We start from the raw sequence: 26,815 nt of genomic DNA, 5'->3' as shown, positions 1-26,815 counted from the left end.
TTGCGGTCCGGGAAGTCACTTTTAAGCCCGTCCCCGTCCCCCATCCAGTCGATGCTTGACCGGTTGCTGGGACGAGCGTCGCTGAAAGAGCGGGTAGCCGAACTCGAGGAGGAGAACCACCACCTCGAACGACAGCTCGACGCCGAGAAGGAGCGCCGTGCTGACGCAGCGACCGAGCGCCAGCGGGCCGAGGCCGAGGTCAATCGGCTGGAGGACCGCGTGGCCGAACTCCAGGACCGGGTCGAACGGCTCCAAGACGCGGAGGGAGAATCGACGTTCCGAGCCGAGGAAGCGCTCAGTCGGGCGCGCTTGAGTGACGTACTCGACCGGCTGGAATCCTTTGAGACAGAGCCGGAAGGCGTCTTTACCGCCTATGTCGACGCGGAGCGCTCCCTGCCCGGCCCGGTCCGGGATGCCTTCGGCGACCGTGCATCGCTGGTCGCCAGCGCCGCGCCGTGTCTAGCTGTGACGGATGACGCCGGCCTCCTGTCGGCGTGCCTGTCGGTCCCTGCGCCGCCGTCGCCGTTCACTGAGTGGGGCGACACCGTTCGGCTGGAGCGGTCGTGGTTCGAACCGACTGGTGAACACGTCGTCGCGCTGGTCCGCTCGGACCTGTTCGCCATGGGCGAGTACGACGGCCGCGAGCGGACGGCGTTCCACGGCTTCGACTCGGAGCTGAAAAGCCAGCACTCCAAAGGCGGCTTCTCACAGAGCCGGTTCGAGCGGCTCCGGGACCAGCAGATCGACTCCCACCTCGACCGCTGTCGGGCCGCTATCGAAGAGGTGTCGCCTGACCGGCTGTACGTCGTCGGTGAGGGGTCGGTCATCCACGAGTTCGAGGACCTCGCGACGGCGACGAAGCCCGTCGACGCGACCGGGGAGCCGGCCGAGGCACTGGACGACGCCGTTCGGTCACTGTGGACTGTTCGGTTGCGCGTGCCGTAGCTCCGGGGCGCTCGTCGCAGTTCCGCCGGCGACGGTTCCGTAGCTTTTTCGCGGGGCGGGGACTCTCTCCGGCTATGGCCGTAGCCATTTTAACACACGACGCCTTTCCCGACCGGGCCAAGACGGCCGTCGGGTTATTGCGGTACGGTGACCGAGCAGTACATGCCCTCGTCGACCGCGAGCGGGCCGGACAGCGCGTCAACGAGGCGCTCCCGGACGTACAGGATGCCCCCATTGTCGCGTCGATGGCCGACGCGCCAGAGGTGGACGCGCTCGTCATTGGCATCTCTCCCATCGGCGGTGAGTTCGACGAGTCCTGGCGAGAAGACGTTCGCACAGCGCTCGAACGCGGCTGCGACGTGTACTCGGGCCTGCACGACTTCCTGGCCGACGACGAGGAGTTCGCCCGCCTCGCCGCGGAACACGACGCCGAACTGCACGACCTCCGCAAGCCGCCCGAAGACCTGACCGTGGCGGCGGGCACCGCCGGCGACGTGGATGCGACAGTCGTCACGACTGTTGGGACCGACTGCTCGACGGGGAAGATGACTGCGTCGTTCGAGATTCGTGACGCCGCCCGGGAGCGCGGCCTCGACGCCGCGGTCGTCCCGACCGGCCAGACCGGCATCGCCATCACCGGCTGGGGCATCGTCATCGACCGCGTCATCGCCGACTACGCCGCCGGCGCGGTCGAGCGGCTGGTCGAAGAAGCACAGGCGGCGGACCTCCTCGTCGTCGAAGGGCAGGGTGCGCTGGCCCATCCGGCCTATTCGGGCGTGACGACGAGCATCCTCCACGGCTCGGTCCCCGACGCGCTCGTCATGTGCCACGAGGCCGGCCGCGAGGCCATCCACGGCTACGAGTCGTTCGATCTCCCGCCGCTCTCCGAGTATGTCGACATCTACGAGCGCCTGGCCGCGCCCATCTCGGACGCATCTGTCGTTGCGGGGATGTTGAACACGCGCCACCTCGACGACGGTGCGGCCGCGGATGCTGTCGCAGGGTACAGTGACGCTCTGGACGCACCGGCGACCGACCCGGTCCGCCACGGCGTCCCCGACGAGGTACTGGACGCTATCCTATGAACTGGCGCGTCGACCGCCTCGAACTGCCGCTGTCGAACCCATTTGGCATCTCGCGGGAGACCAGCGAGACCAGCGAGACTGTCGTGGTCGAACTTACCCACGAGGGAACTACGGGTGTCGGAGCCGTCACGCCGTCAGCGTACTACGACGAGAGCGCCGAGTCAGTGGCTGAAACGCTCCCCACACTCTGTGAGACTGTCGACCGCATCGGCGACCCCCACGCCCAGCAACGCATCGAGCGGGAACTCGACGAACAAGCGGCGGACCAGCCCGCCGCACGGATGACACTCTCTATCGCCGTCCACGACCTCGCCGCTCGGCAACTGGATCTGCCGCTGTACCGCCAGTGGGGCCTCGACCCGGACGCGGTCCCGCCGACCACCTACACGGTCGGCATCGATTCGCCCGAACGGATGGCCGAGAAAGCAAGGAAGGCGGCCGACAGCGGCTTCGGCCACCTGAAGGTCAAACTCGGGACCGACGACGACCGGGCGCGACTGGACGCGGTTCGGGATGCCGCCCCGGACGTCGAGATACGCGTTGACGCCAACGCCGCCTGGACCGTTCAGGAGGCTATCGACAAGGCGGACTGGCTCGCCGACGCTGGCGTGACGATGCTGGAACAGCCGGTCGAAGCCGACGACATTGACAGCCTTCGCCGCGTGACCGACGCGACTGCAATTCCCGTCGCCGCCGACGAGTCCTGTGTGACTGCGTCAGACGTGCCACGGGTCGCTGACGCCTGTGACATCGTCAACGCCAAACTAGTCAAATGCGGCGGCATCAGGCCCGCAACGCGGCTGCTCAACGCCGCCGACGCACACGGCCTGGACTCGATGCTCGGGTGCATGGTGGAGTCGAACGCCAGTATCGCCGCCGCCGTCCACCTCGCGCCGCTCGTCGACTACCTCGACCTCGACGGGGCGCTCTTGCTGGCGTCAGACCCCTACGACGGCGTTCCGCTGGACGGCGACGTGTTCGACCTGACGGCGGTGACGGCCGGCACGGGCGCTCGGCGGCGCTCGTCCGACGGCGGCCCGGACTGACCGGCGGTGAACTCCAGTCGCCGAAAATCATCATTGATAATAAGACACTAACTACTTTGTGGCTACTTTGTCATTCAAGCTTATGACACGTACAGTTCTCTGTGTTGATACTGAGGGACGAGTAGACGACGTGGCGGCGGCGGTCGAAGCCGACGAGTCGCTGACGGCGCGGACGGCGACGACGGTCGAGGCGGCACGGGAGACGCTCGAAGCCGAACCGATTGTTTGCGTGGTTACGGCGTACGAACTCTCGGACGGAACCGGTCTCGAAGTCGTCGGCGAGATCCGCGACGTCGCACCCCAGACCCCCTGTGTTCTGTTTACGGACGTTCAGCCTGCGGAGATAGACACGGCATCGTTCGAGCAGAGTATCGTCGAATACCTCAATCGCAGCCTCCCCGACGCCCGAGATCGGCTGACGTTCGTCGTCAACGACGTCATCGACTACAGCGCCCAGGCGAGTTTCATCCGCCCGGACGACGAGGACGAGCGGCTGGAGACGCTCGCGAAGTACGATATAGACGACCTCCCAATCGAAGACAGCTTCGAGCGCCTGACGGACCTCATTGCCAGCCACTTCGACGCTGCGGTGTCTTTCATCGGACTCATCGAAGAAGAGGAAGAGAACTTCCTGGCCTGTCACGGCGGCGACCTGGACACCCTGACCCGCGAGAACACCATCTGCACGCACAGCATGCTTCAGGAGGACGTGATGGTCGTCGAGGACATCATGGAGGACGCCCGCTTCGCCGAGAACGAGCAGCTCCAGAACCTCGGGATCCGTTCCTACGCCGGCGCGAACATGACCGCGAGCAACGGGCAGGTCATCGGGCAGGTGTGTCTGCTCGACCACGTGCCGCGGAGCTACGACGCAGAGGAGCAGGCCGAACTGCAGGACTTTGCCGCCACAGCCATGGAAATCCTGGAACTCCGACAGAGCGTTCGTGACGCCGAGCGAACGGAGGTTGCACAATGAGTACCCTCTCGGCCGATGAGTTCGACGTGTCCGACGCCGTCGGTCCGCTGGAAAGCGGCACGAGCGTCCTGCTGACAGGCGACGACGTGGGCGCGCTGGAATCGGTGTTCGCCCGCATCGTCGCTCCCACCGACGGCGAGCGCAGCGTCGTCATCGCCACAGAGACCCGCGGCCGCGCGGTCAAACAGTCGCTGGATGGCGCGAAACACGGTGCCGGGGACCGGTCGTCGATACTCACTGCTGCAGGGCGTTCGAGCGGCGACGACATCAAGGCGGTCGACGACCTCTCGGACCTCACCGGAATGGGGATGGAGTTCTCGGCGCTCGCGGCTAACTCACAGCAGGAAGCGGACGGATTCCGGGCCGGCATCTTCCTCTGCTCGACGATTGCCGGCGAACTCGACGACACTCGGTCGCTGTACCGCTTTCTCAACTCCACGTTCCTGTCCGAAATCAGGCGGAGCAACGGCATTGGCGTCTGTGCGCTCGATACGAGCGCCGATATCGGATCGGACATGAACAGCACGGTCACCGGCCTGAAAACGTCGTTCAAGTCTCATGTCGCTGTCGAGGCGACCGGGCGTGGCGAAGCGACGCTCACCATCTCCGATAGCGACGGCGAGCGGACGGTCGACGTTTCGGTATAACGGCCCTCGCTACTCGGACAGTCAAAAGAAGTGCCCAACGGGGACTCGTCTTACGCCGATTCGACGGCGTCTAACAGCTCTTCGTAGTCCGGCTCGTTGGTCGGGTCGTCGGCGACCCAGCTGTAGGTGACCTCGCTGTCGTCGTCAACGACGAACACGGCGCGGTTGGCGACGCCGAGCAGCCCGAGGTCCTCGATGTCGATTTCGAGGCCGTAGTCCTGAATCGCTGACCGGCCCATGTCACTGAGCAGATCGAACTCCAGGCCGTGTTCCTCCCGGAAGGAGTTCAGCGAGAACGCCGAGTCGGCACTGAGGCCCAGCACCGTCGCGCCGGCGTCGTGGAAGTCACCGAGGTGTTCCTGCAGGGCCACCATCTCGTTGGAACACGGCGGGGTAAACGCGCCCGGGAAAAACGCGAGCACGACCGGCCCGTCGCCCAGGTGGTCGCTCAGTTCGAAGGCCTCTACCTCACCGTTCGCGATTGTCGCCGAGATGTCCGGCGCTGTGTCGCCTGTGGATACCATCACCCGAATATAACGGCGTCATCCGAATAAATACCCGCCATCCGGCAGGGCGGCCCCGACCCACTGCCGCCGCTGACTGGCCGCCTACAGCCACTCTTCGAAGGCGTGGTGGTGGCGGCTCGCCTCGACGTAGTCCCGCTGCATCGCCTCGATGGCTGTCGAGAGGTCGTCGCCGGAATCGAGGTATTCGCGGACGCGGTCAATCTTCCAGTCGCTCGGGGTCATCCCGGCGTGGTATCGGGCTTCGATAGGCCCGAGGTACTCGTCAATTCGGGCCTCCGGGACGCCTTGCTCGGCCAGTCCCAGACGGGCATACTGGAAAATCTCGTCGTAGATGTCGTCGTGATCGACCGTCCGTTCGCCTTGGGCTGTCACCCAGGACAGGTCGGCGTCGGAGCCGTTCTGTGCGGCGCTGTAGAAGCTCCGCCTTGCTTCTTGCCACGGCAGTTCCGCGGCGGGATGGTCGGCGACGACCAGCCCGCGGATGAGGCCGACCGTCAGCGCCTGCAGCCCGATCATATCCTTGGCGTGGGGTTGGGTCGGGAGCGGGCGGTACTCGATGCGGAGCGACTTTTCAGTGCTCGCTCCGTCGACCGGCGTTCCGCCGGCGACACAGCGGAGCCAGCGCCAGTAGGTCCCGCGCTTGTGGTCGAACTCCCAGAACTCGTCTTCGAACGCCGCCCGGGCGTCGTCGTGCAGGAATTCCCGCAGAAACGGCGCGAACAGGTCGTCGTCGACGACACGGCCGACGATGTCCGTCGTGTCGTCGAGGTCCCGCGGGACCCGGACCTTCGGGTTCTCGCTGGTGTTGACCGACTGCTCGAAGGCCGCGATGCGAAGTTCGTGGTGGGTGTTCGCACAGAGCCACTCTCCGTCGGTGTCGCCGTACATGTCCGCCGGGAGGAACGGCGAGTTCACCGATAGCGCGAGCAGCGGTCCGAGCGTCCGGATCGCGGCGTTGTAGTACTCGGGGAACGCCCCGGCGTCCGGAATCTGGAGGTGGGGCTGAATCGAGGTAGCCAGGGACTCGAACAGAATCGTCGGGAACGACCCGCTGTACCCCGGCACGTCGAACTCGATGGTGCCGCCAGCGTGGTCCAGCGCCTCGTTGTCCAGCGCCACGTATCTGGGGGCCTGCCGCATGTTGTCCGCGAGGACGACCCCGTCCCTCGTCTCGTGTGCCGAGAGGTACGCCTCGCTGCCCTCCTCGGGCGGGATGGTCCACATCGCGTCGAGGACGAGTTCGCAGTTGTGCTTGCTCGCCTGCTGGCGGGCCTGTTTCGTCTGCATCTCCACCGCTGTCGTCTGGACTTCCATCCCGGTCTGGTCGAAGCTGTTTGGCTCAGTGTTGACCTCGGCGTTGTGCAGGCCCAGTTCCTTGTTGGCTTCGCCCTCGAACACCACGTCTGGCAGGCGGGTCAGCCGCCCCTTCCAGTCCTCGGGGTCCATGTACGGCTCGTCATTTTCCTCCGCGACCGATGACTCGACAGTCGGTTCGGCCTCCTCCTCGGGCGTCTCCGGTTCGTCCTCGGCCAGCGGACTGTCCGGGTCGATGTCGAGCGAGGGTCCCTCTCCGGGGCCGAAAGAATCCTCAGGCTCGGCAGCGGTTTCGGCAGTATTCTGCTCCAGTGATTCGTTTCCAGCGCGTTCGAGAGAATCGGCCTCGTCTGGCTCAAGCGACGCTCCGTCACCGTTTGGCTCCAGCGATGCGCCACCGCCCCCTTCTGGCTCCGCCGGCGCGTCCAGCGACCCGCTCCAGGCCGCTTCGCCCGATCCGCTCAGGTCGTCGTCGAGGTCCTCCTCGGCGACCGTCTCGTCGTCTTCCTCCTCGTCCGGTTCGGGCGGGTCCGGCTCCGCGTTGATCGCGTACAGTTCGATTTCCAGACCGACGGAGAACGCCTCGTTGTCGAACTCGCCGGCCTCGATGGCCTTCCGTAGCTGCATCGCCTGTTCGTCGACCCGTTCAGTGAACGCCGCAGCAGTCTCGTCGGCGAGCGACCGGGTCACCAGGTCGACGATATCGTCCATGCTCGGTACTGTGTGGGTTCTTCCACTATAAGTGACCCGTCGTTGGCCGACGGGGCGTTACTCGAAAAGGTCCTCGTGGCGGGCCGCGAGGTTAGCGTAATCGCCGGAGCTGAAGGCCTCGAACACTTCGTTGGGGTCGATGGTCGTCTCGGACAGCGGCGTCACCGTGGCCGGGCTCCCGCGGACGAACGACTCCGCGGGCACCTCATAGCCCGGTGGGACGACCGTCCCCATCGCGACGATGGAACCCTCGCCGATGGTGGCGTCGCTGACCGTCGAGTTGAAGCCCACGAGCGCCCCGTCGCGCACATGGGCGTCGTTGAGGACGGCCCCGTGGCCGACCATCACCTTCTCGCCGACGGTCGAGGCGTGGACGATGGCCCCGTCACCGATGGCTGATTGGCGGCCCACTTCGACCGGGGCCACGTCGCCGCGCAACACGACGCCGGGCCAGACGTTCGCGTTCGGGCCGACGGTGACATCTCCCACCAGCGTCGCCTCGCGGCTGACGTGGGCGTATCCGTGGATATCCGGCGCGGCTCCTTCGAAGGCGTACTCTCGGCTGTCCATACTGCCACCATCGTGTCGGCGGCTCGAAAAGATACCGGTCAGAACGGGATGGTACCGGTCGTACAGCCGCTGTCGAGCGCGTCCGTACCGCAACCGCCAGCCTCACCCGAGCTATTCGATGTGGACGACGAGGACGGGGACGGGCGCGCTCTCGACGACGCGCTCGGTAACGCTCCCGAGATTGGCGACCCGGTCTCGCCCGGTTCGACCGTGCGTCCCCATCACGATGAGGTCGATGTCCTCCTCTTCGGCGTAGTTGGTGATTGTCTTGTGCGGAATCCCTTCCGCCATGGTCGTGACGACCTCGACGCCGGCCTCCTCGCCGCCGACGACGATGTCGTCGAGCGCGACTTCGCCCTCTTCCTCCAGCGACTGACGCACCTCGTCCTGATTGGCCTTGTCGGCTGCGACGTACAGCCGTCTGTCCACGACGTACAGCCCATGGAGGGTCGCGTCGTTATCGCGCGCGATGGAGGTGGCGTGTGCGAGCGTCTCCGTCGTTCCCGAACTGCCGTCTGTGGCTACGAGCACCGAATCGTACATATCCGGCTTCTCATGCGAACTGTGCCCACATAGTACTCCCTATCACGTTGATACGGGCCGTGACTGTCCAACCGACGGTGAAACTGTTGATTCAGCTTCCGTCGTTCAGTGTATAACCGTTCTACCCATTATTTGTCAACAGGAATACTTTTGCCGGTCGCTGTCCATTCATTTCCATACGATGCAGGGGAGCACGCAGCCAGACGGTACACGGGCAGAACTGTACGTTCGTTCACTCCTGCCCGACGGGCACACGCAGCAACAGGCTGCGGTCATTGACCGACTTCAGGGACTGTCGGACGCCAGCGTTCTGTCAGATATCACTGTTCAGGTCATTGGGAGACAGATACCGTCCACGCCAGCGGAGGCGCGGACTGAACTCGGGCTGTTCGCACTCAACCGAGTTAGCGTCTTTCAGGAGTGGGCAAAACGCAACGAATGTTCACTCGAACCCGCGTTTCAGGTTCGGTCAGTGGACGCTGAGATCTCGGGGGAGCAGTACCGGGCGCTCGTGTTTCCCGTCCAACTATTAGCCGAGTACGCCGGGTCTGAACTCAGGTGCGTAACGCCGCACACGGCCGACGGGGAGACCGTCACTGTCACGGACCGGCTTACCATGCTCGAAGGCGAGGAAGAACTGACGCTCTCACCGCTCGAACGGGCAAGCGCGGCACGGCCACCAGCCCAGTCCGAGCTGCCGGCGGCTGACACCGCCGACGAAGATTCGGACCCGCCGTTACCAGAGTAACGCCAGCGTCGCCCGCGTCTCAATACACTTATCCCCGGCCGCCGTCGTATCCTCGGGTATGAGTACGGTCACGGTCACGCTGCCCGACGGGACTCCCTTAGAGGTCGAGCGCGGCAGCACGGTCGAGGATGTCGCCTACGAAATCGGGCCAGGGCTGGGTGATGACACGGTCGCCGGCGTCGTCGACGGCGACCTCGTCGACAAACACGCGCCGTTGACAGACGATGTTACGCTCGAAATCGTCACCGAGAGCAGTGACGAGTATCTCGACGTGCTTCGTCACTCGGCCGCCCACGTCTTCGCGCAGGCCCTGCAGCGCCTCTACCCCGATGCCAAGCTCACAATCGGGCCGTGGACCGACAACGGGTTCTACTACGACATCACCGGCGTCGACATCGACGAAGACGACCTCGAAGCCATCGAGGCCGAAGCCGAGGAAATAATCGAGGAGGACCTCGACATCGAGCGCGAACTCGTCGACCGCGACGAGGCCTTCGAACGCTACGAGGACAACCGGTTCAAGCAGGACATCCTCGAAACCGAGGCCGCGGACGACGAGGCGGTCTCGTTCTACACCCAGGGCGAGTTCGAAGACCTCTGTCAGGGCCCCCACGTCGAATCAACCGGCGAAATCGGCGGGTTCGCCCTGCTGGAAATCTCGGCAGCCTTCTGGCGTGGCGAGGAGGACAACGAGACGCTGACTCGCGTGTACGGAACTGCCTTCCCGACGGAGGACGCGCTCGACGAGTTCCTCGAACAGCGCCGCAAGGCCCAGGAGCGCGACCACCGCAAGATCGGCCAGGAGATGGACCTGTTCTCCATCGACGAGACGACGGGGCCGGGCCTGCCGCTGTACGAACCAAACGGCAAGAAGATTCTCAACGAACTCTCCGAGTACGTCGCCGGCCTCAACCGCGACGCCGGCTACGACGAGGTCGAGACGCCCCACGTCTTCCGCACCGAACTGTGGAAGAAGTCGGGCCACTACGAGAACTACGTCGACGACATGTTCCTGCTCGATGTCAACGACGAGGAGTACGGCCTGAAGCCGATGAACTGCCCGGGCCACGCGACCATCTTCGAGCAGAACTCCTGGAGCTATCGCGACCTGCCGGTGCGGTACTTCGAGGACGGGAAGGTGTACCGCAAGGAACAGCGCGGCGAACTCTCCGGGCTCTCCCGGACGTGGGCCTTTACCATCGACGACGGCCACCTGTTCGTCCGGCCCGACCAGATAGAGGAGGAGGTGCTAGCGACGGTCGACATCATCCTCGATACGCTCGACACCTTCAATCTCGATTACACCGTCCAGTTCGCCACCCGGCCCGAGAAGTCCGTCGGCGGCGACGAGATCTGGGAGAAAGCAGAATCCCAGCTCGAAGCTGTCCTCGAAGAGCAAGACATCGACTACGTCGTCGAGGAGGGCGACGGGGCCTTCTACGGCCCGAAGATCGACTTCGCCTTCGAAGACGCTCTGGGCCGCCACTGGGACGGCCCGACGGTCCAGTTGGACTTCAACATGCCCGAGCGGTTCGACCTCTCTTACACCGGCGAGGACAACGAGGAACACCGCCCGGTGATGATCCACCGCGCGCTGTATGGCTCCTACGAGCGGTTCTTCATGGTGCTGACCGAACACTACAACGGGAAATTCCCGCCGTGGCTCGCCCCCGAGCAGATCCGTCTGCTGCCGGTCAGCGACGACAACATCGCCTACTGCGAGGAGATTCAGGACGAACTTGAGGACTTCCGTGTCACCATCGAGGACCGCTCCTGGACCGTCGGCAAGAAGATCCAGCAGGCCCACGACGACCGCGTCCCCTACATGTGCGTCATCGGCGACAACGAGGAGGAAGCCGGGACCATCTCGGTCAGGGACCGCAAGGAACGCGAGGAGAAAGACATCGACATCGCCGAGTTCCGTGAGCATCTCGAAACAGAGGTCGAGCAACAGCGGACCGCCGTGACGTTCCTCGCCGGCAGATAGCTGCTGTTTGTTCGGCCGATTCTCGCTGCCGCTGTATTGACGCTCCGGGATGCGCCGGGCGCGCCCTTTTATTCCCAGCGGGCGAGCCGACCTGTATGACCACCGACAGTGGAGAGTCAAGCGACACCATGCGGGAGCGCGCCGCGGGTGACACCCGACTCCTCTGGCTCCTCCTCGATGCAGACCGCTGGTTCGTCACCGCCCTCCTCTCGGGCGTCCTGTTCTGTGGTATCCTCGCGGTCGGTCTCCTCCATCCCACGCCGGCCCTGGCGCTGTTGACCCGCGGCGACCCGGTCGAAACCCTGTTCCAGGCGTTGATTACGGGGACGATAACCGCCGTTACGCTGGTCCTGACGCTGAGCCAGCTCGTCCTGTCACAGGAACTCGGCGCGGTCGGGGACCAGCGCGAGCGGATGGACGGGGCGATGCAGTTCCGCGCGGACGTGGCCGACGCCGTCGACGCACAGGTCAGTCCCGCGGAACCCTCGGCGTTCCTCCGGTCGCTGGTCCGCGGGACCGCCGAGCGGGCCGAAGCGGTCCGGGACGCCGTCGACGACACCGACCTCGACGACGACCTGACGGCGCTGCTGTCGACGTATCTGGCGGACGTGACGAGCAACGCCGACAGGGTCACCGATCAGCTCGAAGGCGGGACCTTCGGGGAGTTCGACGTCATCAAGGCCGCCCTGAACTACAACTACTCCTGGAAACTGTACGTCGGCCGGCGAATCCGGGAGTCCCACGCCGAGGAACTCACCGACGACATCGACGACTCGCTGGCGGAACTCGTCGAGACGCTCGAACTGTTCGGCCCAGCCCGGGAACATTTCAAGACGCTGTACTTCCAGTGGGAACTGTCGAATCTCTCCCGGACGCTGCTGTACGTCGCGATTCCGGCGCTCACCGTTTCGGTCACGTCGCTGTTGTTCCTCGATACGCAGGACTTCGTCGGCCTCACGGCCGGCGTGCCCGACGTGCTGTGGCTCGTCGCGGTGGCGACGACGGCGTCGGTGCTACCGTTTACCGTCCTGCTGTCGTACATCCTCCGCATCGTCACGATAACCAAGCGGACGCTCGCTATCGGCCCGTTCATCCTCCGGGAGACGGACCGGAGCGTCGACGTCGACTGGGAGTGACGACGGCACACCACCACGGTATAAGTGCCGGTCCGGACTCGGTAGTAGTATGCAGATTGGCTCGCGTCGGTGTATCCTCAACCCCGTTAGCGGCGACGGCGAACACGCCGACTACGTCCCGCGGCTGATGGAGGCCCGCGGGTTCGAGGTGTATGAAACCGAGGCGGCGGGCGACGCCGTCGAACTCGGTCGCGAGGCCGGCAGGGCCGAGGCATCTGAGGTCGCCGTCTGTGGCGGCGACGGGACGGTAAACGAGGTCGTCCGCGGGCTCGACGACGCCGACCACCTCTCGGACGTGACCCTGAGCGTTATCCCGACCGGGACGGCGAACCTTCTGGCCGGGAACGTCGGCATCAGGGACGTCGAACACGGCGTCGAAGTCGCCGACACCGGGGCGAAACGGACCGTCGACGTCGGCGTCGCCGGCGGCGAGCCGTTCCTCGTCTCCTGTATCGCCGGGCTTCCCGCCGACGCCAGCGTTTCGACGCCGAGCGACCTCAAAGAACGGTTCGGCACGCTGGCGTTTCTGCTCACCGGCGCACAGGAGGCGCTGCGCTTCGACGGGCTCGACATCACTATCGCGGCCGTCGGCGAGGACGGGCCGTTCACTTGGTCGGGCGAGGCCACGTGTCTGCTGGTGGGCAACGCCCGCAAGTTCGTCGCCGAGGGCGGGCAGGCGAACATGGAGGACGGACTGCTCGACGTGGCCATCGTCGAACAGATGCCGGCCGGCAATCTGGTCGCCGAGGCCATCGGGCAGCGCCTGCTGACGCTCGACACCGACGGCGTGACCCACGTTCGGGCCGACGAGATCACCGTCGACGGACATGGCGAGAAACTCACGTTCAGCCGCGACGGCGAACTCAGTACGCACGAGACGCTGTCGCTGTCAGTACGCGAGCGAGCGCTCACGCTCCGCGTGGGTGGGAGCTACGAACCGAACCCGGAGTGAGGACGGTCGGCCGGCGGTGAGCGAAGCGCTTCTGCTCGCGAAACTCTCAGACTACGCCCCGGACGTTTTTGTAATCGACCCGCGAGTGGGGTGGTATGTCCTCGCTCTCGGTGGGCGCGCTCGTAGTATTCGCGCTCGTTGCCGCCGCGCTGGCGCTGTTCGTCACGGAATGGCTCCCGCCGGACATGACCGCCGTCGCCGTCCTCGTCGCTCTAGTCGTGCTGGAACCGTACACCGGCGTCCCGGCCCGGACGGCCATCGAGGGCTTTGCCAGCCCGGCGGTGGTCACTATCGTCGCGATGTATATCCTCAGCGCCGGCGTCGAATCGGCCGGCGTCGTCGACTGGTTGGCCGGGCGACTCGCGGCGCTGACGGGCGGTGACGAACGGCGTCTACTGACCGCTATCGTCGGCACGACGGGCGTTAGCGCGGGGTTCGTGAACAACACACCGGTGGTGGCTGTCTTCATCCCACTGGTCACCGGCCTCTCAGAGCGATACGGTATCTCGCCGTCGAACCTGTTGTTACCGCTCTCGTTTGCCGCGATGCTCGGCGGGACGCTCACGCTGGTCGGCACTGCGACGAACCTGCTCGCAAGCGACCTCTCGGCGCAGTTGCTCGGCCGGCCGTTCTCCATGTTCACACTGACCCCCGTCGGCGTCGTCGTCCTCGCTGTCGGCGTGGGGTACCTGCTGACGGTCGGTCGGGTGCTCGTCCCCGAACGGATCCACCCCGCGGCCGACTTCACCGAGGAGTTCGAGATGGACCGCCACCTGGCGCAGTTACGGGTGCGCGAGGCGTCGCCGCTGGTCGGGCTGACGGTACAGGAAGCGCTCGAAGGCGGCGTCGCTGACGACGTGGCCGAGGCGGTCGCGGACGCGGTCGACGCGGGGGAGCCACTGCCGACCGAGGCCACCGTCGAGCAGGTCCTCGCCGCGAGCGATCCGCTCGACATCGATGTGCTGCAGATCGACCGGGACGGCGAGTCGTTCTTCGCGACGGCGACCGACCGGCCGCTTGAACCCGGGGACGTGCTGACGGTCCGTGGCAACCGCCAGACCGTCAACCAACTCGCCCAGACGCTCGACCTACGGGACCTCGCCCGCGAGTCTGTCACGGCGGACCTACTGGCGGAGAGCGGACATCCGGGCGTTCTCGCGGAGGCCGTCATCGACAGGGAGTCGCGGCTTCGCGGGCGAACACTTGCCGACGTGCAACTCCGCAGTCGGTTCGACGTGACGGTCCTCGCTGTCCGTCGCGGCGACGAGATTATTCACGAGAACCTCACGTCGGTCGAACTGTCCGCCGGCGACTTACTCTTGCTCCAGACGCCCCTTGACGAAGTGGGACATCTACAGGACGAAGGGTATCTGACCCTGACTGAGGGCCCTCCAGAGCTGTTCGACGCTCTCAACGGCGGTCCGCCGTCGCTCAACGCCGCTGCGGCAGCCCCGCTCGGGACCGTGCTCGTCGTCATCGCACTCGCGGCGCTGGATGTCCTTCCCATCTACATCGCCGCGCTTGGCGGCGTCGTCGCCACGGTCGCGACCGGCACGCTGAGCGCGTCGCGGGCCTACGACGCGGTGAGCTGGAACGTCGTGTTCCTGCTCGCCGGCCTGCTCCCGCTCGGGCAGGCGATGCAGGCCACCGGCGGGGCGGCGTTCGTCGGCGGTCTCCTCGTCGACGCCGCCGGCGTCCTCCCGCCGCTTGCACTGCTGGCGCTGGTGTATCTCCTGACGGCCGTCCTCGCTAGCGTCATCACCCCGCCCGCAACCGTCGTGCTAATGATTCCGATTGCCGTCGCCACCGCCGCCGGGGTCGGCGCTTCCGGGTTTCCGTTTCTCGTTGTCGTGACGTTCGCGGTCGCGACGGCCTTCCTGACACCCATCGGCTACCAGACGAACCTGATGGTCTATGGTCCCGGCGGCTACCACTTTACGGACTTCGCGCGCGTCGGCGGACCGCTACAGCTGCTTCTGTGTGCCGTGACCACGCTCTCTGTGTCGGTTGTCTGGCCGCTGTAGCAGTCCCGGGTCGCCGCCTTACTGCTCGTCCTCTTTCAGTTCGTCAAGCTCCGACTCGACCTCGCTCTCGTCGACGTCGACTTGCGTACTCTCGTCGGCGAGTTCCTGCTCCAGTTCGGCCTCGGAGACGTCCGCATCGGTCGACCCGCTATCGCCGTCCTCGGTTTTCCCCATCTCGGCTTTGAGCGTGTCGAGCTCGGCGTCGACTGAGCCTTTCTGTCGGACTTCTTCAAGCTCCCGCTCCAGCGAGCTCTCGTCCGATATCTGACTTTCGAGGACGCCGTCCTCACGGAGTTCGTCCATCGCCTGCGAGCGGGCTTCCATGTCCTCGGTGCGTTCCTCCGCACGCTCGATAGCCTGGTTGATGTCCTGCATCTCGTCGCCCGCGCCGGTCATCGCCTCGTTGACGCGCGCTGACGCCTTGGCGGCCTCGTGGCGAGCCTTCATTGTCTCCTTTTTCGTGCGGAACTGCTCGATCTGTTTCTGGAGTTCGTCTTTCTGCTCGACCAGCTGGTCCTGCTGGTTCTGTAAGTCCTGTATCTGGCCTTCCAGATCCTCGATCTGGCTCATTTTCTGCTTTTTCTTTTCCAGCGCCTGACGAGCGAGGTCCTCGCGGTCCTGCTCGACGGCCTGACGCGCCTGCTCGTTGTGCTTCTCGACGTTCTCTTCGAGGCGGCGCTTCTGAATCTCCAGTCGCTTCTTCTGGGTCGTCAGGTCCGCGATGCCCTGCTTGACATCCTGCAGTTCGTCACGCAACTGCTCGTAGCTGTAGTCGAGGGTCTCTGTCGGGTCCTCCGCTCGGTTCAGGACGGCGTTGAGTTTTGAGCGGATGACGTACGACGCGCGCGAGAGGATTCCCATGTATGCGCATTGGTCTCTCCAACCTTAAATTTCTTACAGAGGGCTGGCGAGTGAACACGTATGACTACCGTCGGGATTCCGGGTGGACGGGACGTGACCGCGTCACTTGACCGGCCAGCAGCGGACACCGTCGTCGTCGCGTGTCCGCCCCACCCACAGTACGGTAGCTCCCGCTCAGACAGTCGCCTAAACGCAGTCAGCGACGCGATGGCCCCCGACATCGGCTGTCTCCGCTTCGATTACGGTCCGTGGGACGAGGGGCGTGGCGAACGGGCCGACGCCGAGAACGCGCTGGCGTGGGCGAGCGAGCAGACAGACGCCGTTGGGCTGTTCGGCTATAGTTTCGGCGCGGCCGTGGCGTTGCGGACAGCCGCCGAGATCGATGGCGACGCCGGCCCGGCGGTCCTGTCAGTGCTCGCGCCACCGGCCGGACTGACCGAGCACCTCGATGCTACCGCCGCGCTCGACGCTATCGACTGCCCGGTACAGGTCGTCGTCGGTGAGCGCGACGACACTGTCGACTGGAAACCGGTCGTCGACCGGGCCGCCGAGTTGGGACACGCTGTCGAGCGCCTGCCGGCCGATCATCACTTCGTCGGTCAGCGCGGTCGTATCGCCGAGACTGTCGGCCCCTTCCTCCGCGACCACCTGTAGCGACCGGGAACCCACTGTCATTCCGTGGTCGGTTTCTGCCGCCAGTCAACTGCTCGGTGAAAACAGTGTTCGGAGCCCACTCCCGCTAGACAGTATCGAAAGACAGAGGCACTGTGGGTCCGAGTCCCGACTATGGATCGCCCGCTGACGTTTGCTGCCGTGTCGTTTATCGCCACGCTGGTGACGCTGTTAGCGCTGATGCAGACGGCGCTCGTTGCGGGTGGACCGGCACGGGCGCTCGTGCTTGCCTCAGTCGGTGCTATCGGGACGTACCTCGCAATCAGGTCCGGCGTGCTCAAGTCCTGACGGCCGGGCGAAGGTACATTTATACTATATACTGATAAATAATGATATATGTCAACGCGAACCAGGGCAGCGGCGTTTCACTCGACACGGCACGGCATCGTCTCGCTTCTGGGTGGGTTCGTCGCTGGCTATCTGTTGTTTATCGCTATCGGCTCAACTCCCAGTGATGCGGTGTTTTCGGCGCTGTCACTCGCCGCGCTCGTGGCTGCGTGGCGCGTCCTCACGCTGCCCTCACTGTAGCCGCGTTGACACTGCGACGGGGTGGCGAACAGTGCGCGCTCCGAAACCGTTTAGACTACGCGGGGTTCACCGTCGGTATGCCGACCGAACCCGAAACGGACTACGACCCTGAGCTGGGTCGGAAGTTCATCTTCGTCACCGGTGGCGTGATGTCTGGCCTGGGGAAAGGCATCACCGCCGCCAGCACAGGTAGATTACTCAAAAACGCCGGGTTCGACGTTACAGCGGTCAAAATTGACCCGTATCTGAACGTCGACGCCGGTACGATGAACCCGTTCCAGCACGGCGAGGTGTACGTGCTCAAAGACGGCGGGGAGGTCGACCTCGACCTGGGGAACTACGAGCGGTTCCTCGACATCGACATGACCTTCGACCACAACGTCACGACGGGCAAAACCTACCAGCACGTCATCGAGAAGGAGCGGTCCGGCGACTACCTCGGTCGCACGGTCCAGATCATCCCGCATATCACCGACGACATCAAGCGGCGCATCCGTGAGGCCGCCGAGGGCAACGACGTCTGTATCATCGAAGTCGGCGGCACCGTCGGCGACATCGAGGGAATGCCCTATCTCGAAGCGCTGCGCCAGTTCGCCCACGAAGAGGACGAAGACGACATTCTCTTTACCCACGTCACGCTCGTCCCCTACTCGAAAAACGGCGAACAGAAGACCAAGCCGACCCAACACTCCGTGAAGGAACTGCGCTCTATCGGTCTCCAGCCGGACATCCTCGTGGGTCGCTGTTCGGACAAACTCGACATCGACACCAAGGAGAAAATCGCGCTGTTCTGTGACGTGCCGACGGAGGCCGTCTTCTCGAACCCCGACGTCGACGATATCTATCACGTCCCGCTGATGGTCGAAGAAGAAGGCCTCGACCAGTACGTGATGGAAGAACTCGACATCGCTTCGGAGGCCTTGCCCGAGGACGAGCGGGAGAACCGCTGGCGCGACCTCGTCACGCAGCAGACCGAAGGCGAGGTCGAGGTCGCCCTCGTCGGCAAGTACGACCTCGAAGACGCCTACATGTCCGTTCACGAGGCGCTGAAACACGCTGGGCTGGAGAAGAACGTCGACGTGAACGTCCGGTGGGTCAACTCCGAGAAGATGAGCGACCACCACGCCGACCGGATGCGCGAGGCCGACGCCATCGTCGTGCCGGGCGGCTTCGGTGCCCGTGGCACGGAGGGCAAAATCGAAGCCATCCGGTACGCCCGCGAGAACGACGTGCCGTTCCTCGGTCTCTGTCTCGGCTTCCAGATGGCTGTCGTCGAGTATGCCCGCAACGTCCTTGACCTGACAGACGCTCACTCCGCTGAACTCGACGAGGACACGCCACACCCCGTCATCGACATCCTTCCCGAACAGTACGAGATCGAGGACATGGGCGGAACCATGCGGCTGGGTGCCCACGAGACCGAAATCGACGAGAACACGCTTGCGGCGACGCTGTACGGTGGCGAGTCCTGTACGGAACGGCACCGCCACCGCTACGAGGTCAACCCCGAGTACATCGACGACCTCGAAGCCGCCGGGCTGAAGTTCTCTGGCTACGCCGAAAACCGTATGGAGATACTCGAACTCGCGCCCGAGGACCACCCCTACTTCATCGGGACGCAGTTCCATCCGGAGTTCCGCTCGCGACCGACCCGCGCCAGCCCGCCGTTTGTCGGCCTGCTCGAAGCAGTCCTCGGCGACGACCCACACAGCGTGACGACCGAGGAGGTGAGCCACTGATGGTGAACGTTGACGAGTTCATCGAGGAGGCGAAAGCCGAAATCGCCGAGGAAATCGGCGACAAGCACGCCGTCATCGGGCTGTCGGGCGGCGTCGACTCCTCGACGGCCGCCGCCCTGGCCTACGAGGCCATCGGCGACCAGCTCACCGCCGTCTACGTCGACACCGGGCTGATGCGGAAAGGCGAGACCGACGAGATTCGCGAGACCTTCGACTACATGGACTCGCTGCGCATCGTCGAGGCCCAGGACCGCTTCCTCGACGAACTCGAAGGCGAGACCGACCCCGAGGAGAAACGGCACATCATCGGCGAGCAGTTCATCCGGGAGTTCGAGACGGTCGCCCGCGAGGTCGACGCGGACTACCTCGTCCAGGGGACCATCTACCCCGACCGCATCGAGAGCGAGGGGACCATCAAGTCCCACCACAACGTCGGCGGCCTGCCCGAGCGCATCGACTTCGACGGCATCGTCGAGCCGATGCGGGACCTCTACAAGGACGAGGTCCGCGAGGTCGCCCGCGCGCTCGACCTAGAGGAGATAATCTCCGAGCGCATGCCGTTCCCCGGCCCCGGACTCGCCGTCCGCATCATCGGCGAGGTCACCGAGGAGAAACTGGAGGTCGCCCGCGAGGCCAACCACGTCGTCGAGGAGGAACTGGAAGAGTACGAGCCGTGGCAGGCACTGGCCGCCGTCATCGGCAAGGCCACGGGCGTCAAGGGCGACAACCGCGTCCACGGCTGGGTCGTCGCCGTCCGCTCCGTCGAGAGCCGGGACGGCATGACCGCCCGCGCACAGGAACTCGACTGGGACACCCTCCAGCGCATGCAGTCGCGCATCACCGGGGCCCACGAGAACGTCGCCCGCGTCGTCTACGACGTGACCCACAAACCGCCGGCGACCATCGAGTACGAATGACGATCGTTCTCGTCGGCACGGACCCCAACGGACTCACGGACGCGCTTGAAGCCGAAGGACACACCGTGACGGTCGCCGACGTGGGCAACCGGCCCGGACTGGAGGAGGCCGGCATCCACGAGGCGGACGTGTACCTGCTGACTGAGATGTCACAGGCCACCTCCATCGCCGTCGCCAAGGACCTCAACCCCGACCTGCGGGTCGTCGTCTACGCCGAGGGCTCGCTGCCGGACTTCGCCAGCCGGCAGACCGACCTCGTTGTCGACCCGGACCTGCTCGGTCCCGACGCGGTCGCCGAGGAACTGTAGCGCAGTCCCGCGCGTTCCGGCCCCTGTTCACATTGTTGCCGCGAGGCGGTCCAGTCGCTCCGAGCCGCGTTTTTCGAATGGAACGCCGTGGCCCGGGACCGCGACCTCGAAGTCTGGGGCGCGCTCCGCGAAGTCACTGATACTCCGGGCGACGGCGTCGGTGTCGTAGCTCACGAGCCACGGCGACGGCTCGAAGCGGCCGCCGTCCTCCCGGACGAGGTCGCCCAGCAGTCCCAGCGACAGCGTCTCGCTGACGTAGCAGACGTGGCCTGGCGTGTGGCCTGGGGTGTGATAGACGGTGAAGCTGCCGACGGTGTCGCCGTCGGCCAGGGGGACGACCTCGTTGTCCGGTGCGTCCAGAAACGGCGAGATAAGCCGCTGGAATGCGCCCTTGTGATTGCCCAGCGGTGGGGATTGCTCGCCGGTGACCAGGGGTGCGTCCCGTTTGCCGACGTAGATAGTCGCGTCGACGCCGTCGAAGGCAGTCAGCCCGCCGACGTGATCGAAATCGAAGTGCGTGAGCAGGATTCGGTCCAGATCTCGGAGTTCGTAGCCGGCGTCGCTCAGGCCAGCGATGAGCTCGTTGCCATGCCAGGGCAGCCCTGTGTCTACGAGCGTGAGCATGCCGCCGTCGTCAACGAGCGTCGCGTTGACGCCCGTGAGGTCGTACCACCAGAGATGGTCGGCGAGCGCCGTCACCATACCGCGAGGTTGGAACGGTGGTTCCTAAACTGTCACTGTCCTGTATCGGCGGCCGGTCTCAATCCAGTGCGACCGGCGCGGCCTGGCGCACGTCGTCCTGGAGGCGGTCGGCGTGTTCCAGTCGAATCTCGCGGGCGTCGCTGGCCGTGACTGGTTCCGGCCTGTCGAACGTCGGCGCGACCGGGTCGTAGGCGTCCACGTCGAACCCCATCCGGTCGAGGTACGACCGGACGCTGTCGGTGCTTACCCCGTCCCGGATAGCGTCGTTCGCGTACTCGAGTACGGCATCGAACTCCGGGAGCACGATTTCGTCGTCGGTCACGCGGCCCGTCGCCCCGTCGATGCGCACCTCTGTTTCCCTGAGGTGGTCCATCAGCGACGCCACGTCGTCGGCCAGTTGCAGCACCTGGCTCGGGAGCGCGGCGTCCGGCGACCGCCACTCGACGGTGCCGAACTCGGCCCGGAGCTGGACCGGCGTCCAGATGGCGCTCTCGGGGTCGAAGTTGGCCGCGACGGTCCGGCGGTCGATACCGGCGTCGATAGCCGCGGTCACGAAGTCGTCGTAGCGGCGTTCGAGCCGGCGGTCCCACTCCTCGGTGTCGTCGAGGTACGACCACAGCCACCCCTGGTGTGGCACCGAGTTGTACGCCATCCAGCGGTACAGTTTCGAGCGGGCGCTGTCGGCCAGCCGCCGGCCGCGGAAGTACGGCGACGACGAGACGAGCGCCAGCGCGGGGTCGACGGCGATGAGCGCGTTCAACTGGTCTATCGCCCGCCCCGGCTGCTGTTCGACGTGGATGTGGGTGCCGGCGCAGTGGCGCACGTACTCGAAGTCGTCGCCGATGACGCGGTTCTGTATCCGGGTCCGGTCGCTCGGAAGCTCCTGAATCTCGTCGGCGTTGACCGGGGTCGAAAGCGGCACGAGACGCTTCCCGAGGTCGTCGGCCCGCCGCAGCACGTCCCCGAGCCGGTCGAAGAGTTCCTCGTGTAGCTCCGTCGCTGTCTCACACGGCGTCGTCTTGACCTCCAGCAGCGGCTCGACGAACTCCCGCTCCGCCCCCGGAGTTGCGTCGACGAGCGCGCCCGGCTCGACCAGCCGGCCCGCGTCGTCGACGACCCAGTACTCGACTTCGATGCTCCGTCGTATCGGTTCGGATTCGTGTACTGACACAGTGGCCTCGCTGTGGGTGCCGCGGTGTGTCCCCGTGCCGGAACCTAATGGTAACACACCACATGAAACCTGCGTCCAGGCGGCTTATGATTGTTGTGTGATTAGTAATATTTGCCCCCATCAGAGGCCACGATTATCCGAATAGTTGTCTGAAAACCGAACGGACATCCCACAATACGGCGAATACCCGTCGTCACCGGTTCGGGACGGCGCTCAGAACGGCAACTGCGACCGGGCGAACTCCACGCCGGTCCTGAGTTTCGACGGGTCCCGAATCCGTTCTACCTCCGCGTCGGTGAGTTCGAAGTCGAAGACCGCGAGGTTCGCTTCGAGGTGGTCGCGGCTGGACGCCTTCGGAATCGCGGCCACGCCGTCCTGCTGGAGGAGCCACCGGAGCGCGACCTGTGCCGGGGACTTGCCGTAGCGGTTCCCTATCTGGACGAGCGCGGGGTCGTCGAGGACGCCGCCGCGGGCCAGCGGGCTGTAGGCGGTCAGGAGCACGTCGTGAATGCGACAGTAGTCGAGCAGTTTGCGCTGGTCCCAGTAAGGATGGTACTGCACCTGGTCGGTCAGGATCGGGACCGAGGAGATGTCCCGTGCTTCGTCCAGCAGCGACGGCGAGAAGTTGCTGACACCGATGTGACGGACCAGCCCCTCCTCGACGAGGTCGTTCATGGCCCCGAGCGTCTCCGACAGCGAGGCCATCCACGGGGTGTTCGGCCAGTGAATGAGCAGGAGATCGAGATAGTCTGTCCCGAGTCTGTTCAGGCTCTCCCGGGTCGACCGGCGGACGCTCCGCGCGTCCCGGTTGGACCCGTCGAGCTTCGTCGTCAGAAACACGTCCCCGCGGTCGACCGCGGCGGCTTCGATGCCCAGTCCGACCTGCCGCTCGTTGCCGTAGGCCTGTGCGGTGTCGACGTGCCGGTAGCCCATCTCCAGGGCCGCCTCGACCGTCTCACGACAGGACTGGCCGGTCAACTGCCACGTTCCGAGGCCGATTGCGGGGACCGATGTTCCCCGGACCTGAATCTCGTCCATACTGTTCGTTCGCATCACGCAGGTAAAACGTCGGTGTCCACTCGGGCGCACAGACAGGGTTACAGTTCAGGGGTACGCCGAAGCTACCCCTGGGGCCACATCTATCTATCATAAACAATTTGTGGGTATTAATAGCTCCTCACGTCTATCTGCCACGTCTCGACGGAGACAGGAGAGAGGCAATGAGCCACCAATATCCACGACGGCGACGCGTACTGACGGACAAACAGCCCCGGTCCGGGGGGCACACGCATGAGTGACTTGTCCGGCGTGTTCGTCTCCCTGACGACCGGGGCCGGAAAGTACGCGGGCACCGACGACCACGTGTACCTCGGGGTCTGTGGCACGGTCGGCGGCCGCGAGTTCGCACTCAACGTCGAGAACTTCGACGACTGGGAGGAAGGGAGCGTCGTAACGTACTCGTTCGGACAGTACGCGAACTTCTACGGCGGGAAGGACCCACAGACCGCGGCGGACCAACTCGACCGGATGACCATCTGCCTGCCCAACGTCACACACGTCTACCTCCGCAAGCAGGGGGACCGGACGACGAGGGGCGACGACTACTGGGAGCTAGACGAGTGTCACGTCAACCTCCACTCGCAGTCGTCGACCCGGCAGTTCGTCTCGACCGGGACGGCACGCCTCGGGAACGAGTACGGCCACAAGCTCTGGCTGGCCGAGTCGTTCCATCAGGGGGCCTATCGGGACGCGCGCATCCCCGCGGACGGGAAGGCCGAGTGCCAGCGCGACCGGGAGTAGTTCGCTCCGCCGCCTACTTTTCGAGGATAGTCCCGCCCGCGCCGACCGCGATGTCGGTGCCGCCGCGGACGACGGCCTTCAGGTTCTCGCCAGCGGGGGTCTCCTCCTGCGTCCAGTCACCGCCGCCGAGGCCGTACACCTTGCCGCCGCCGCCGACGGTGTAACCGGCGCTGTCGCCGTCGGTGACCTCGATGTCGCGCAGGCCGGCGTCGCCCGTGTCGGTCGGCGTCCACTCGGAGCCGTTCCAGTGGAATATCATGCCGCCACCGCCGGAGATCCACACGTCGTCGGGCCCGTCGGAGTCGACGCCGTAGAAGTTGACGTTGGCGTCGGCGAGCCCTATTTTGTCCCACGTCGAGCCGTCGTCGGTGACGAAGACGCTCTTGTTGCCGTCGACGATGTGGCCCGACCGGACGCCGTGGAAGTCGACGGCGTTGATGGCCGACCCGGAGCCGGGCGTAGTGTAGTCCCACGTCTGACTTGCACCGTTCTCGAAGCTGTAGTACATCTTCCCGGAGTCGCCGGCGACGTAGACGTTCGCCTCGCCGGCGTCCCCCGTCACGGACACGTCGTTGAAGTTGTTCGTGACGTCCATCGGGGCGCTGTGGTCGGTGAGCACGCCCGACTCCACGTCGTACTCGCCGATAGCGCCCGAGGAACCGACGAACCAGAGGGCCTTGCCGTCGTCGGTCACGTCGGCCCCGTAGAGGCTGTTGCCGTTGCCGGTCGGGCCGCCGCCGAGGACCTTCTGCCAGCCCGTGCCGGTCCGTTCGAGGACGATACCGCCGCCCGCCACTGCATACGCGCCGGCGGCCGTGTATTCGACGTCGTGGAGGGTGTTCCCGGTCGGGGACTCGACGGACTCCCAGGGACCGGCCGCCGCAACCGTCCCGGAGAGGGCCGTCCCGCCGAGTGCGGCTGCAGCTGTCGCGCCGATACCCTTGAGTACGCCGCGTCGTGTCGCGTTGCGATCGGACATGACACCCGGTCCTGTGGACTGTCTCCACTTCAATGGGGGGCGCAGTTAATGACCTTTCACGGCGATTTAAACGTTTAGACGGCCGATATTCGAAGGAATAGCCCGTCGGACATGGAAAACTGGTGGCCCGGTCCGAACCGGCAAAATATCAGATTAAGTCGGGTAAACGGACACAAGACTGATACCGCGAGTCCGTCGCGTCGCCTCAGGACAGGTCGGCGACGAGAGACGGGGCTTCCGCCGCGATGATCTCGTCGATGGCGACACGGGCCGCCTCCGGGTCCGCGGGCAGGCAAAACACTGGCGTTCCGTCAGCGATGCCTGCCGTCGCGCGGATGGAGATGACACCGGCTCCCTGTTGCTCGAAGAGAAGTGCTCGGTACACTTCTTCAAATCCCGGCAGGGCCTTCTCAAACAGCGGATGGACCGCTTCGAGGGTCTGCTCCGACTGCGCGACGCCGAGACCGCCCGCCGTGACGACGACCTCCACGTCGTCGCGGCCGACCAGTCTGTCGACGGCCTCCTGAATGCCGTCGTAGTTCCCTCGCAGTCGCTCACGGGCTGTAACCGTCTGACCGGTCGCTTCCAGCGCCGCCTCGACCGCTTCACCCGTCGGGTCGCCTTCTTCCGTCGCCGTCCCGACCGTGACGAGGGCGGTGGTCACCGACTGTTCCTGTGACGTGTCGTCGTGACTTCCTGTCTGCGCTGGCGGCGCATCCGTTGTCTGAACCGCCGCTTCCTGTGGTGTATCCGCCGAGGTCGCTGCCTGTGCCTCGCCGTGGGGTTCCTTCTGTGCGTCCTCGTCAGGGCTCTGTGTCGTTGCAGCAGGCACTTCACCGTCCTGCGTTTCGGCCGCTGATTGGCTGTCTGAACTCTGAGCCGCCGCCTCGTCGAGTTGTTCTGTGACAGAGCCGTCGGATTCGGCCTCTGTAGATGGTTCGTCGCGGTTCTCCGCGGTATCATCCACTGCAGCAGTCGCTGTGCTGTCGGCTTCCCCTGCTGCTATATCGTCGCTTCCCGACGCTGCATCAGTCGCTTCGGTGGGTTCCGAAGCGGTGGCCTCGGTGTCAGTATCGACTTCCGCGGATTCCTCGTCGTCCCCCGTCTCGCCCTCGTCTGTCTCGTCGTCTTCCCCGTCAGTCGGACCCCGGCGCGTGTCACGGGACTGGAAATCCACCATATCAGTTCAACGGGCGGCGTGGATAAATACCCTGACGACCGTTTGTATGACTGCAACTTATATAATATTTGAAACCGTTAGCCTTAAAATATAGTAAGAAAAACAAAAATGTATGGCTGGAAGATACCACGTCGTCTGCCACGAGTGTGCGTTCGAGGGACTGTACGAGGAGTCGTCGGTCGCGGAGGGCCAGCGGGACGCGCACGCTTCTGCCAGTGGGCACCGGATGAGTCTGCGTGACATCTCGAGCCGGGAAACGCCTGGTCTGTCACAGTAGCGCGACCGTTAGCGTTTTGCGCACGCTTGCCTGATTCTGACCTATGCAGCCACGTTGTTCCGTCGGTATCACTGGAGGGTGTCCATCGTGACGCACCGTTCGAGCGGGCGCGACGGGGTGGGTGTCGATGGCTGACGACGAGTCTGGCTACGTCCACCGGCCTGACACGGAGCCACAGTCCACGGACCGCTCTCGCACAGACGGTGAGACAGGCACGGAACCCACCGACGGTCCCGAGTTCGGGACGAGCGGCTGGATTCTTGTCGGGATGATTGGCGTGGCGTTCCTCCTCGTTCCCGGCGCAATTTTGCTCTTGCCGGCCGCCCAGAGCGTCATCAGTAGCTTCGGCCTCACGCTCAGAGACGCCTATCTTACGCTCCCGCTCGTTCCGGCGTTCGTCCTCGGTGCGCTCGCGGTGTGGTCCGCGGTTCGCTCGCAGTCAGGGTGACCGAGAATAATTATATCAGGGA

Annotated in this window: 29 protein-coding genes; 19 read left to right on the top strand and 10 right to left on the bottom strand. The window is 65.1% G+C overall.

Annotated features, from left to right (window positions below; all coding sequences use genetic code 11):
* Positions 1 to 51: 51 nt before the first annotated feature.
* The 5 genes from AMS69_RS00915 (at position 52) to AMS69_RS00895 (ending at position 4,699) form a co-directional block, all read left to right on the top strand.
* The gene (locus tag AMS69_RS00915) at positions 52 to 945 is read left to right on the top strand and encodes a Vms1/Ankzf1 family peptidyl-tRNA hydrolase (RefSeq protein ID WP_053966223.1); all 894 of its coding nucleotides are present in this window, start codon (positions 52 to 54) and stop codon (positions 943 to 945) included.
* A gap of 74 nt (positions 946 to 1,019) precedes the next feature.
* Complete coding sequence (locus AMS69_RS00910) at positions 1,020 to 2,030, top strand: DUF1611 domain-containing protein (protein WP_053966222.1); 1,011 nt, start codon at positions 1,020 to 1,022, stop codon at positions 2,028 to 2,030.
* On the top strand, positions 2,027 to 3,076 hold the full coding sequence (locus tag AMS69_RS00905) for a dipeptide epimerase (protein ID WP_053966221.1): 1,050 nt from the start codon (positions 2,027 to 2,029) through the stop codon (positions 3,074 to 3,076). Before AMS69_RS00910 ends, AMS69_RS00905 begins: the two co-directional genes overlap by 4 nt.
* Before the next feature lie 82 nt (positions 3,077 to 3,158).
* Positions 3,159 to 4,052 (top strand): GAF domain-containing protein, encoded by an 894-nt coding sequence (locus AMS69_RS00900; RefSeq protein ID WP_053966220.1) that lies wholly within the window; start codon positions 3,159 to 3,161, stop codon positions 4,050 to 4,052.
* Positions 4,049 to 4,699, top strand: coding sequence for a DUF7504 family protein (locus AMS69_RS00895; RefSeq protein ID WP_053966219.1), 651 nt, complete (start codon positions 4,049 to 4,051; stop codon positions 4,697 to 4,699). Before AMS69_RS00900 ends, AMS69_RS00895 begins: the two co-directional genes overlap by 4 nt.
* A 50-nt stretch (positions 4,700 to 4,749) precedes the next feature.
* Here the strand turns inward: AMS69_RS00895 and AMS69_RS00890 are convergent, their stop codons facing one another.
* The 4 genes from AMS69_RS00890 to AMS69_RS00875 form a co-directional block, all read right to left on the bottom strand.
* Positions 4,750 to 5,223: a peroxiredoxin gene (locus tag AMS69_RS00890; protein ID WP_053966218.1), complete on the bottom strand. Its 474-nt coding sequence runs from the start codon at positions 5,221 to 5,223 to the stop codon at positions 4,750 to 4,752.
* 84 nt (positions 5,224 to 5,307) lie between these two features.
* Positions 5,308 to 7,251: a hypothetical protein gene (locus AMS69_RS00885; RefSeq protein ID WP_053966217.1), complete on the bottom strand. Its 1,944-nt coding sequence runs from the start codon at positions 7,249 to 7,251 to the stop codon at positions 5,308 to 5,310.
* 57 nt (positions 7,252 to 7,308) lie between these two features.
* The gene (locus AMS69_RS00880; RefSeq protein WP_053966216.1) at positions 7,309 to 7,821 is read right to left on the bottom strand and encodes a gamma carbonic anhydrase family protein; all 513 of its coding nucleotides are present in this window, start codon (positions 7,819 to 7,821) and stop codon (positions 7,309 to 7,311) included.
* A gap of 111 nt (positions 7,822 to 7,932) precedes the next feature.
* Positions 7,933 to 8,364 carry a universal stress protein gene (locus tag AMS69_RS00875; RefSeq protein WP_053966215.1) on the bottom strand — a complete coding sequence of 144 codons (432 nt, stop codon included), beginning with the start codon at positions 8,362 to 8,364 and terminating at the stop codon, positions 7,933 to 7,935.
* A gap of 181 nt (positions 8,365 to 8,545) precedes the next feature.
* Between AMS69_RS00875 and AMS69_RS00870 the strand changes: the two genes are divergently transcribed.
* The 5 genes from AMS69_RS00870 to AMS69_RS00850 all read left to right on the top strand — a co-directional run bounded on the left by AMS69_RS00870 (position 8,546) and on the right by AMS69_RS00850 (position 15,211).
* The gene (locus AMS69_RS00870; RefSeq protein WP_053966214.1) at positions 8,546 to 9,112 is read left to right on the top strand and encodes an HTH domain-containing protein; all 567 of its coding nucleotides are present in this window, start codon (positions 8,546 to 8,548) and stop codon (positions 9,110 to 9,112) included.
* 58 nt (positions 9,113 to 9,170) lie between these two features.
* On the top strand, positions 9,171 to 11,099 hold the full coding sequence (thrS, locus tag AMS69_RS00865) for a threonine--tRNA ligase (protein ID WP_053966213.1): 1,929 nt from the start codon (positions 9,171 to 9,173) through the stop codon (positions 11,097 to 11,099).
* Between the two features lie 95 nt (positions 11,100 to 11,194).
* The gene (locus AMS69_RS00860; RefSeq protein ID WP_053966212.1) at positions 11,195 to 12,235 is read left to right on the top strand and encodes a hypothetical protein; all 1,041 of its coding nucleotides are present in this window, start codon (positions 11,195 to 11,197) and stop codon (positions 12,233 to 12,235) included.
* A 49-nt stretch (positions 12,236 to 12,284) separates the two neighbouring features.
* On the top strand, positions 12,285 to 13,187 hold the full coding sequence (locus AMS69_RS00855) for a diacylglycerol/lipid kinase family protein (RefSeq protein WP_053966211.1): 903 nt from the start codon (positions 12,285 to 12,287) through the stop codon (positions 13,185 to 13,187).
* A 95-nt stretch (positions 13,188 to 13,282) separates the two neighbouring features.
* The gene (locus AMS69_RS00850) at positions 13,283 to 15,211 is read left to right on the top strand and encodes an SLC13 family permease (protein WP_053966210.1); all 1,929 of its coding nucleotides are present in this window, start codon (positions 13,283 to 13,285) and stop codon (positions 15,209 to 15,211) included.
* Positions 15,212 to 15,229: 18 nt separating this feature from the next.
* Here AMS69_RS00850 and AMS69_RS00845 read toward each other — a convergent pair whose 3' ends face one another.
* Positions 15,230 to 16,072 carry a PspA/IM30 family protein gene (locus tag AMS69_RS00845; protein ID WP_053966209.1) on the bottom strand — a complete coding sequence of 281 codons (843 nt, stop codon included), beginning with the start codon at positions 16,070 to 16,072 and terminating at the stop codon, positions 15,230 to 15,232.
* A gap of 60 nt (positions 16,073 to 16,132) precedes the next feature.
* Here AMS69_RS00845 and AMS69_RS00840 point away from each other — a divergent pair, with 60 nt between their 5' ends.
* The 6 genes from AMS69_RS00840 to AMS69_RS00820 all read left to right on the top strand — a co-directional run bounded on the left by AMS69_RS00840 (position 16,133) and on the right by AMS69_RS00820 (position 20,236).
* Positions 16,133 to 16,726 carry an alpha/beta hydrolase gene (locus AMS69_RS00840; protein ID WP_053966208.1) on the top strand — a complete coding sequence of 198 codons (594 nt, stop codon included), beginning with the start codon at positions 16,133 to 16,135 and terminating at the stop codon, positions 16,724 to 16,726.
* Between the two features lie 132 nt (positions 16,727 to 16,858).
* On the top strand, positions 16,859 to 17,032 hold the full coding sequence (locus AMS69_RS20450; RefSeq protein WP_202904503.1) for a hypothetical protein: 174 nt from the start codon (positions 16,859 to 16,861) through the stop codon (positions 17,030 to 17,032).
* A gap of 48 nt (positions 17,033 to 17,080) precedes the next feature.
* The gene (locus AMS69_RS00835; protein WP_053966207.1) at positions 17,081 to 17,272 is read left to right on the top strand and encodes a hypothetical protein; all 192 of its coding nucleotides are present in this window, start codon (positions 17,081 to 17,083) and stop codon (positions 17,270 to 17,272) included.
* Between the two features lie 77 nt (positions 17,273 to 17,349).
* Positions 17,350 to 19,011, top strand: coding sequence for a CTP synthase (locus tag AMS69_RS00830; protein ID WP_053966206.1), 1,662 nt, complete (start codon positions 17,350 to 17,352; stop codon positions 19,009 to 19,011).
* The gene (guaA, locus tag AMS69_RS00825) at positions 19,011 to 19,928 is read left to right on the top strand and encodes a glutamine-hydrolyzing GMP synthase (RefSeq protein WP_005535811.1); all 918 of its coding nucleotides are present in this window, start codon (positions 19,011 to 19,013) and stop codon (positions 19,926 to 19,928) included. Before AMS69_RS00830 ends, guaA begins: the two co-directional genes overlap by 1 nt.
* Positions 19,925 to 20,236, top strand: a complete 312-nt coding sequence (locus AMS69_RS00820) for a DUF7126 family protein (RefSeq protein ID WP_053966205.1) — start codon at positions 19,925 to 19,927, stop codon at positions 20,234 to 20,236. Before guaA ends, AMS69_RS00820 begins: the two co-directional genes overlap by 4 nt.
* 27 nt (positions 20,237 to 20,263) lie before the next feature.
* Here the strand turns inward: AMS69_RS00820 and AMS69_RS00815 are convergent, their stop codons facing one another.
* The 3 genes from AMS69_RS00815 to AMS69_RS00805 form a co-directional block, all read right to left on the bottom strand.
* A complete protein-coding gene (locus tag AMS69_RS00815) occupies positions 20,264 to 20,938 on the bottom strand; it encodes an MBL fold metallo-hydrolase (RefSeq protein WP_053966204.1) in 675 nt (224 codons plus the stop codon).
* Positions 20,939 to 20,996: 58 nt separating this feature from the next.
* Positions 20,997 to 22,109, bottom strand: a complete 1,113-nt coding sequence (locus AMS69_RS00810) for a glutamate-cysteine ligase family protein (protein ID WP_053966203.1) — start codon at positions 22,107 to 22,109, stop codon at positions 20,997 to 20,999.
* Positions 22,110 to 22,322: 213 nt separating this feature from the next.
* Positions 22,323 to 23,147 (bottom strand): aldo/keto reductase, encoded by an 825-nt coding sequence (locus AMS69_RS00805; protein WP_053966202.1) that lies wholly within the window; start codon positions 23,145 to 23,147, stop codon positions 22,323 to 22,325.
* A 252-nt stretch (positions 23,148 to 23,399) separates the two neighbouring features.
* Between AMS69_RS00805 and AMS69_RS00800 the strand changes: the two genes are divergently transcribed.
* Positions 23,400 to 23,909 carry a hypothetical protein gene (locus AMS69_RS00800; protein WP_053966201.1) on the top strand — a complete coding sequence of 170 codons (510 nt, stop codon included), beginning with the start codon at positions 23,400 to 23,402 and terminating at the stop codon, positions 23,907 to 23,909.
* 13 nt (positions 23,910 to 23,922) lie between these two features.
* On the opposite strand, the gene AMS69_RS00795 is transcribed toward AMS69_RS00800, so the two are convergent.
* Positions 23,923 to 24,888 (bottom strand): WD40/YVTN/BNR-like repeat-containing protein, encoded by a 966-nt coding sequence (locus AMS69_RS00795; protein ID WP_053966200.1) that lies wholly within the window; start codon positions 24,886 to 24,888, stop codon positions 23,923 to 23,925.
* A 205-nt stretch (positions 24,889 to 25,093) separates the two neighbouring features.
* A complete protein-coding gene (locus tag AMS69_RS00790) occupies positions 25,094 to 26,068 on the bottom strand; it encodes a MogA/MoaB family molybdenum cofactor biosynthesis protein (RefSeq protein WP_053966199.1) in 975 nt (324 codons plus the stop codon).
* 112 nt (positions 26,069 to 26,180) lie between these two features.
* Here AMS69_RS00790 and AMS69_RS20445 point away from each other — a divergent pair, with 112 nt between their 5' ends.
* Positions 26,181 to 26,345 carry a hypothetical protein gene (locus AMS69_RS20445; protein WP_170083872.1) on the top strand — a complete coding sequence of 55 codons (165 nt, stop codon included), beginning with the start codon at positions 26,181 to 26,183 and terminating at the stop codon, positions 26,343 to 26,345.
* A 127-nt stretch (positions 26,346 to 26,472) separates the two neighbouring features.
* On the top strand, positions 26,473 to 26,793 hold the full coding sequence (locus AMS69_RS00785; protein WP_053966198.1) for a hypothetical protein: 321 nt from the start codon (positions 26,473 to 26,475) through the stop codon (positions 26,791 to 26,793).
* The last annotated feature ends 22 nt before the right edge of the window (positions 26,794 to 26,815 follow it).

Origin of the sequence: Haloarcula rubripromontorii, from assembly GCF_001280425.1 — an archaeon.
Lineage (GTDB): Archaea > Halobacteriota > Halobacteria > Halobacteriales > Haloarculaceae > Haloarcula > Haloarcula rubripromontorii.
The sequence above is the reverse complement of the archived record's forward strand: the minus strand, read 5'-3'. Positions and strand labels throughout refer to the sequence as shown.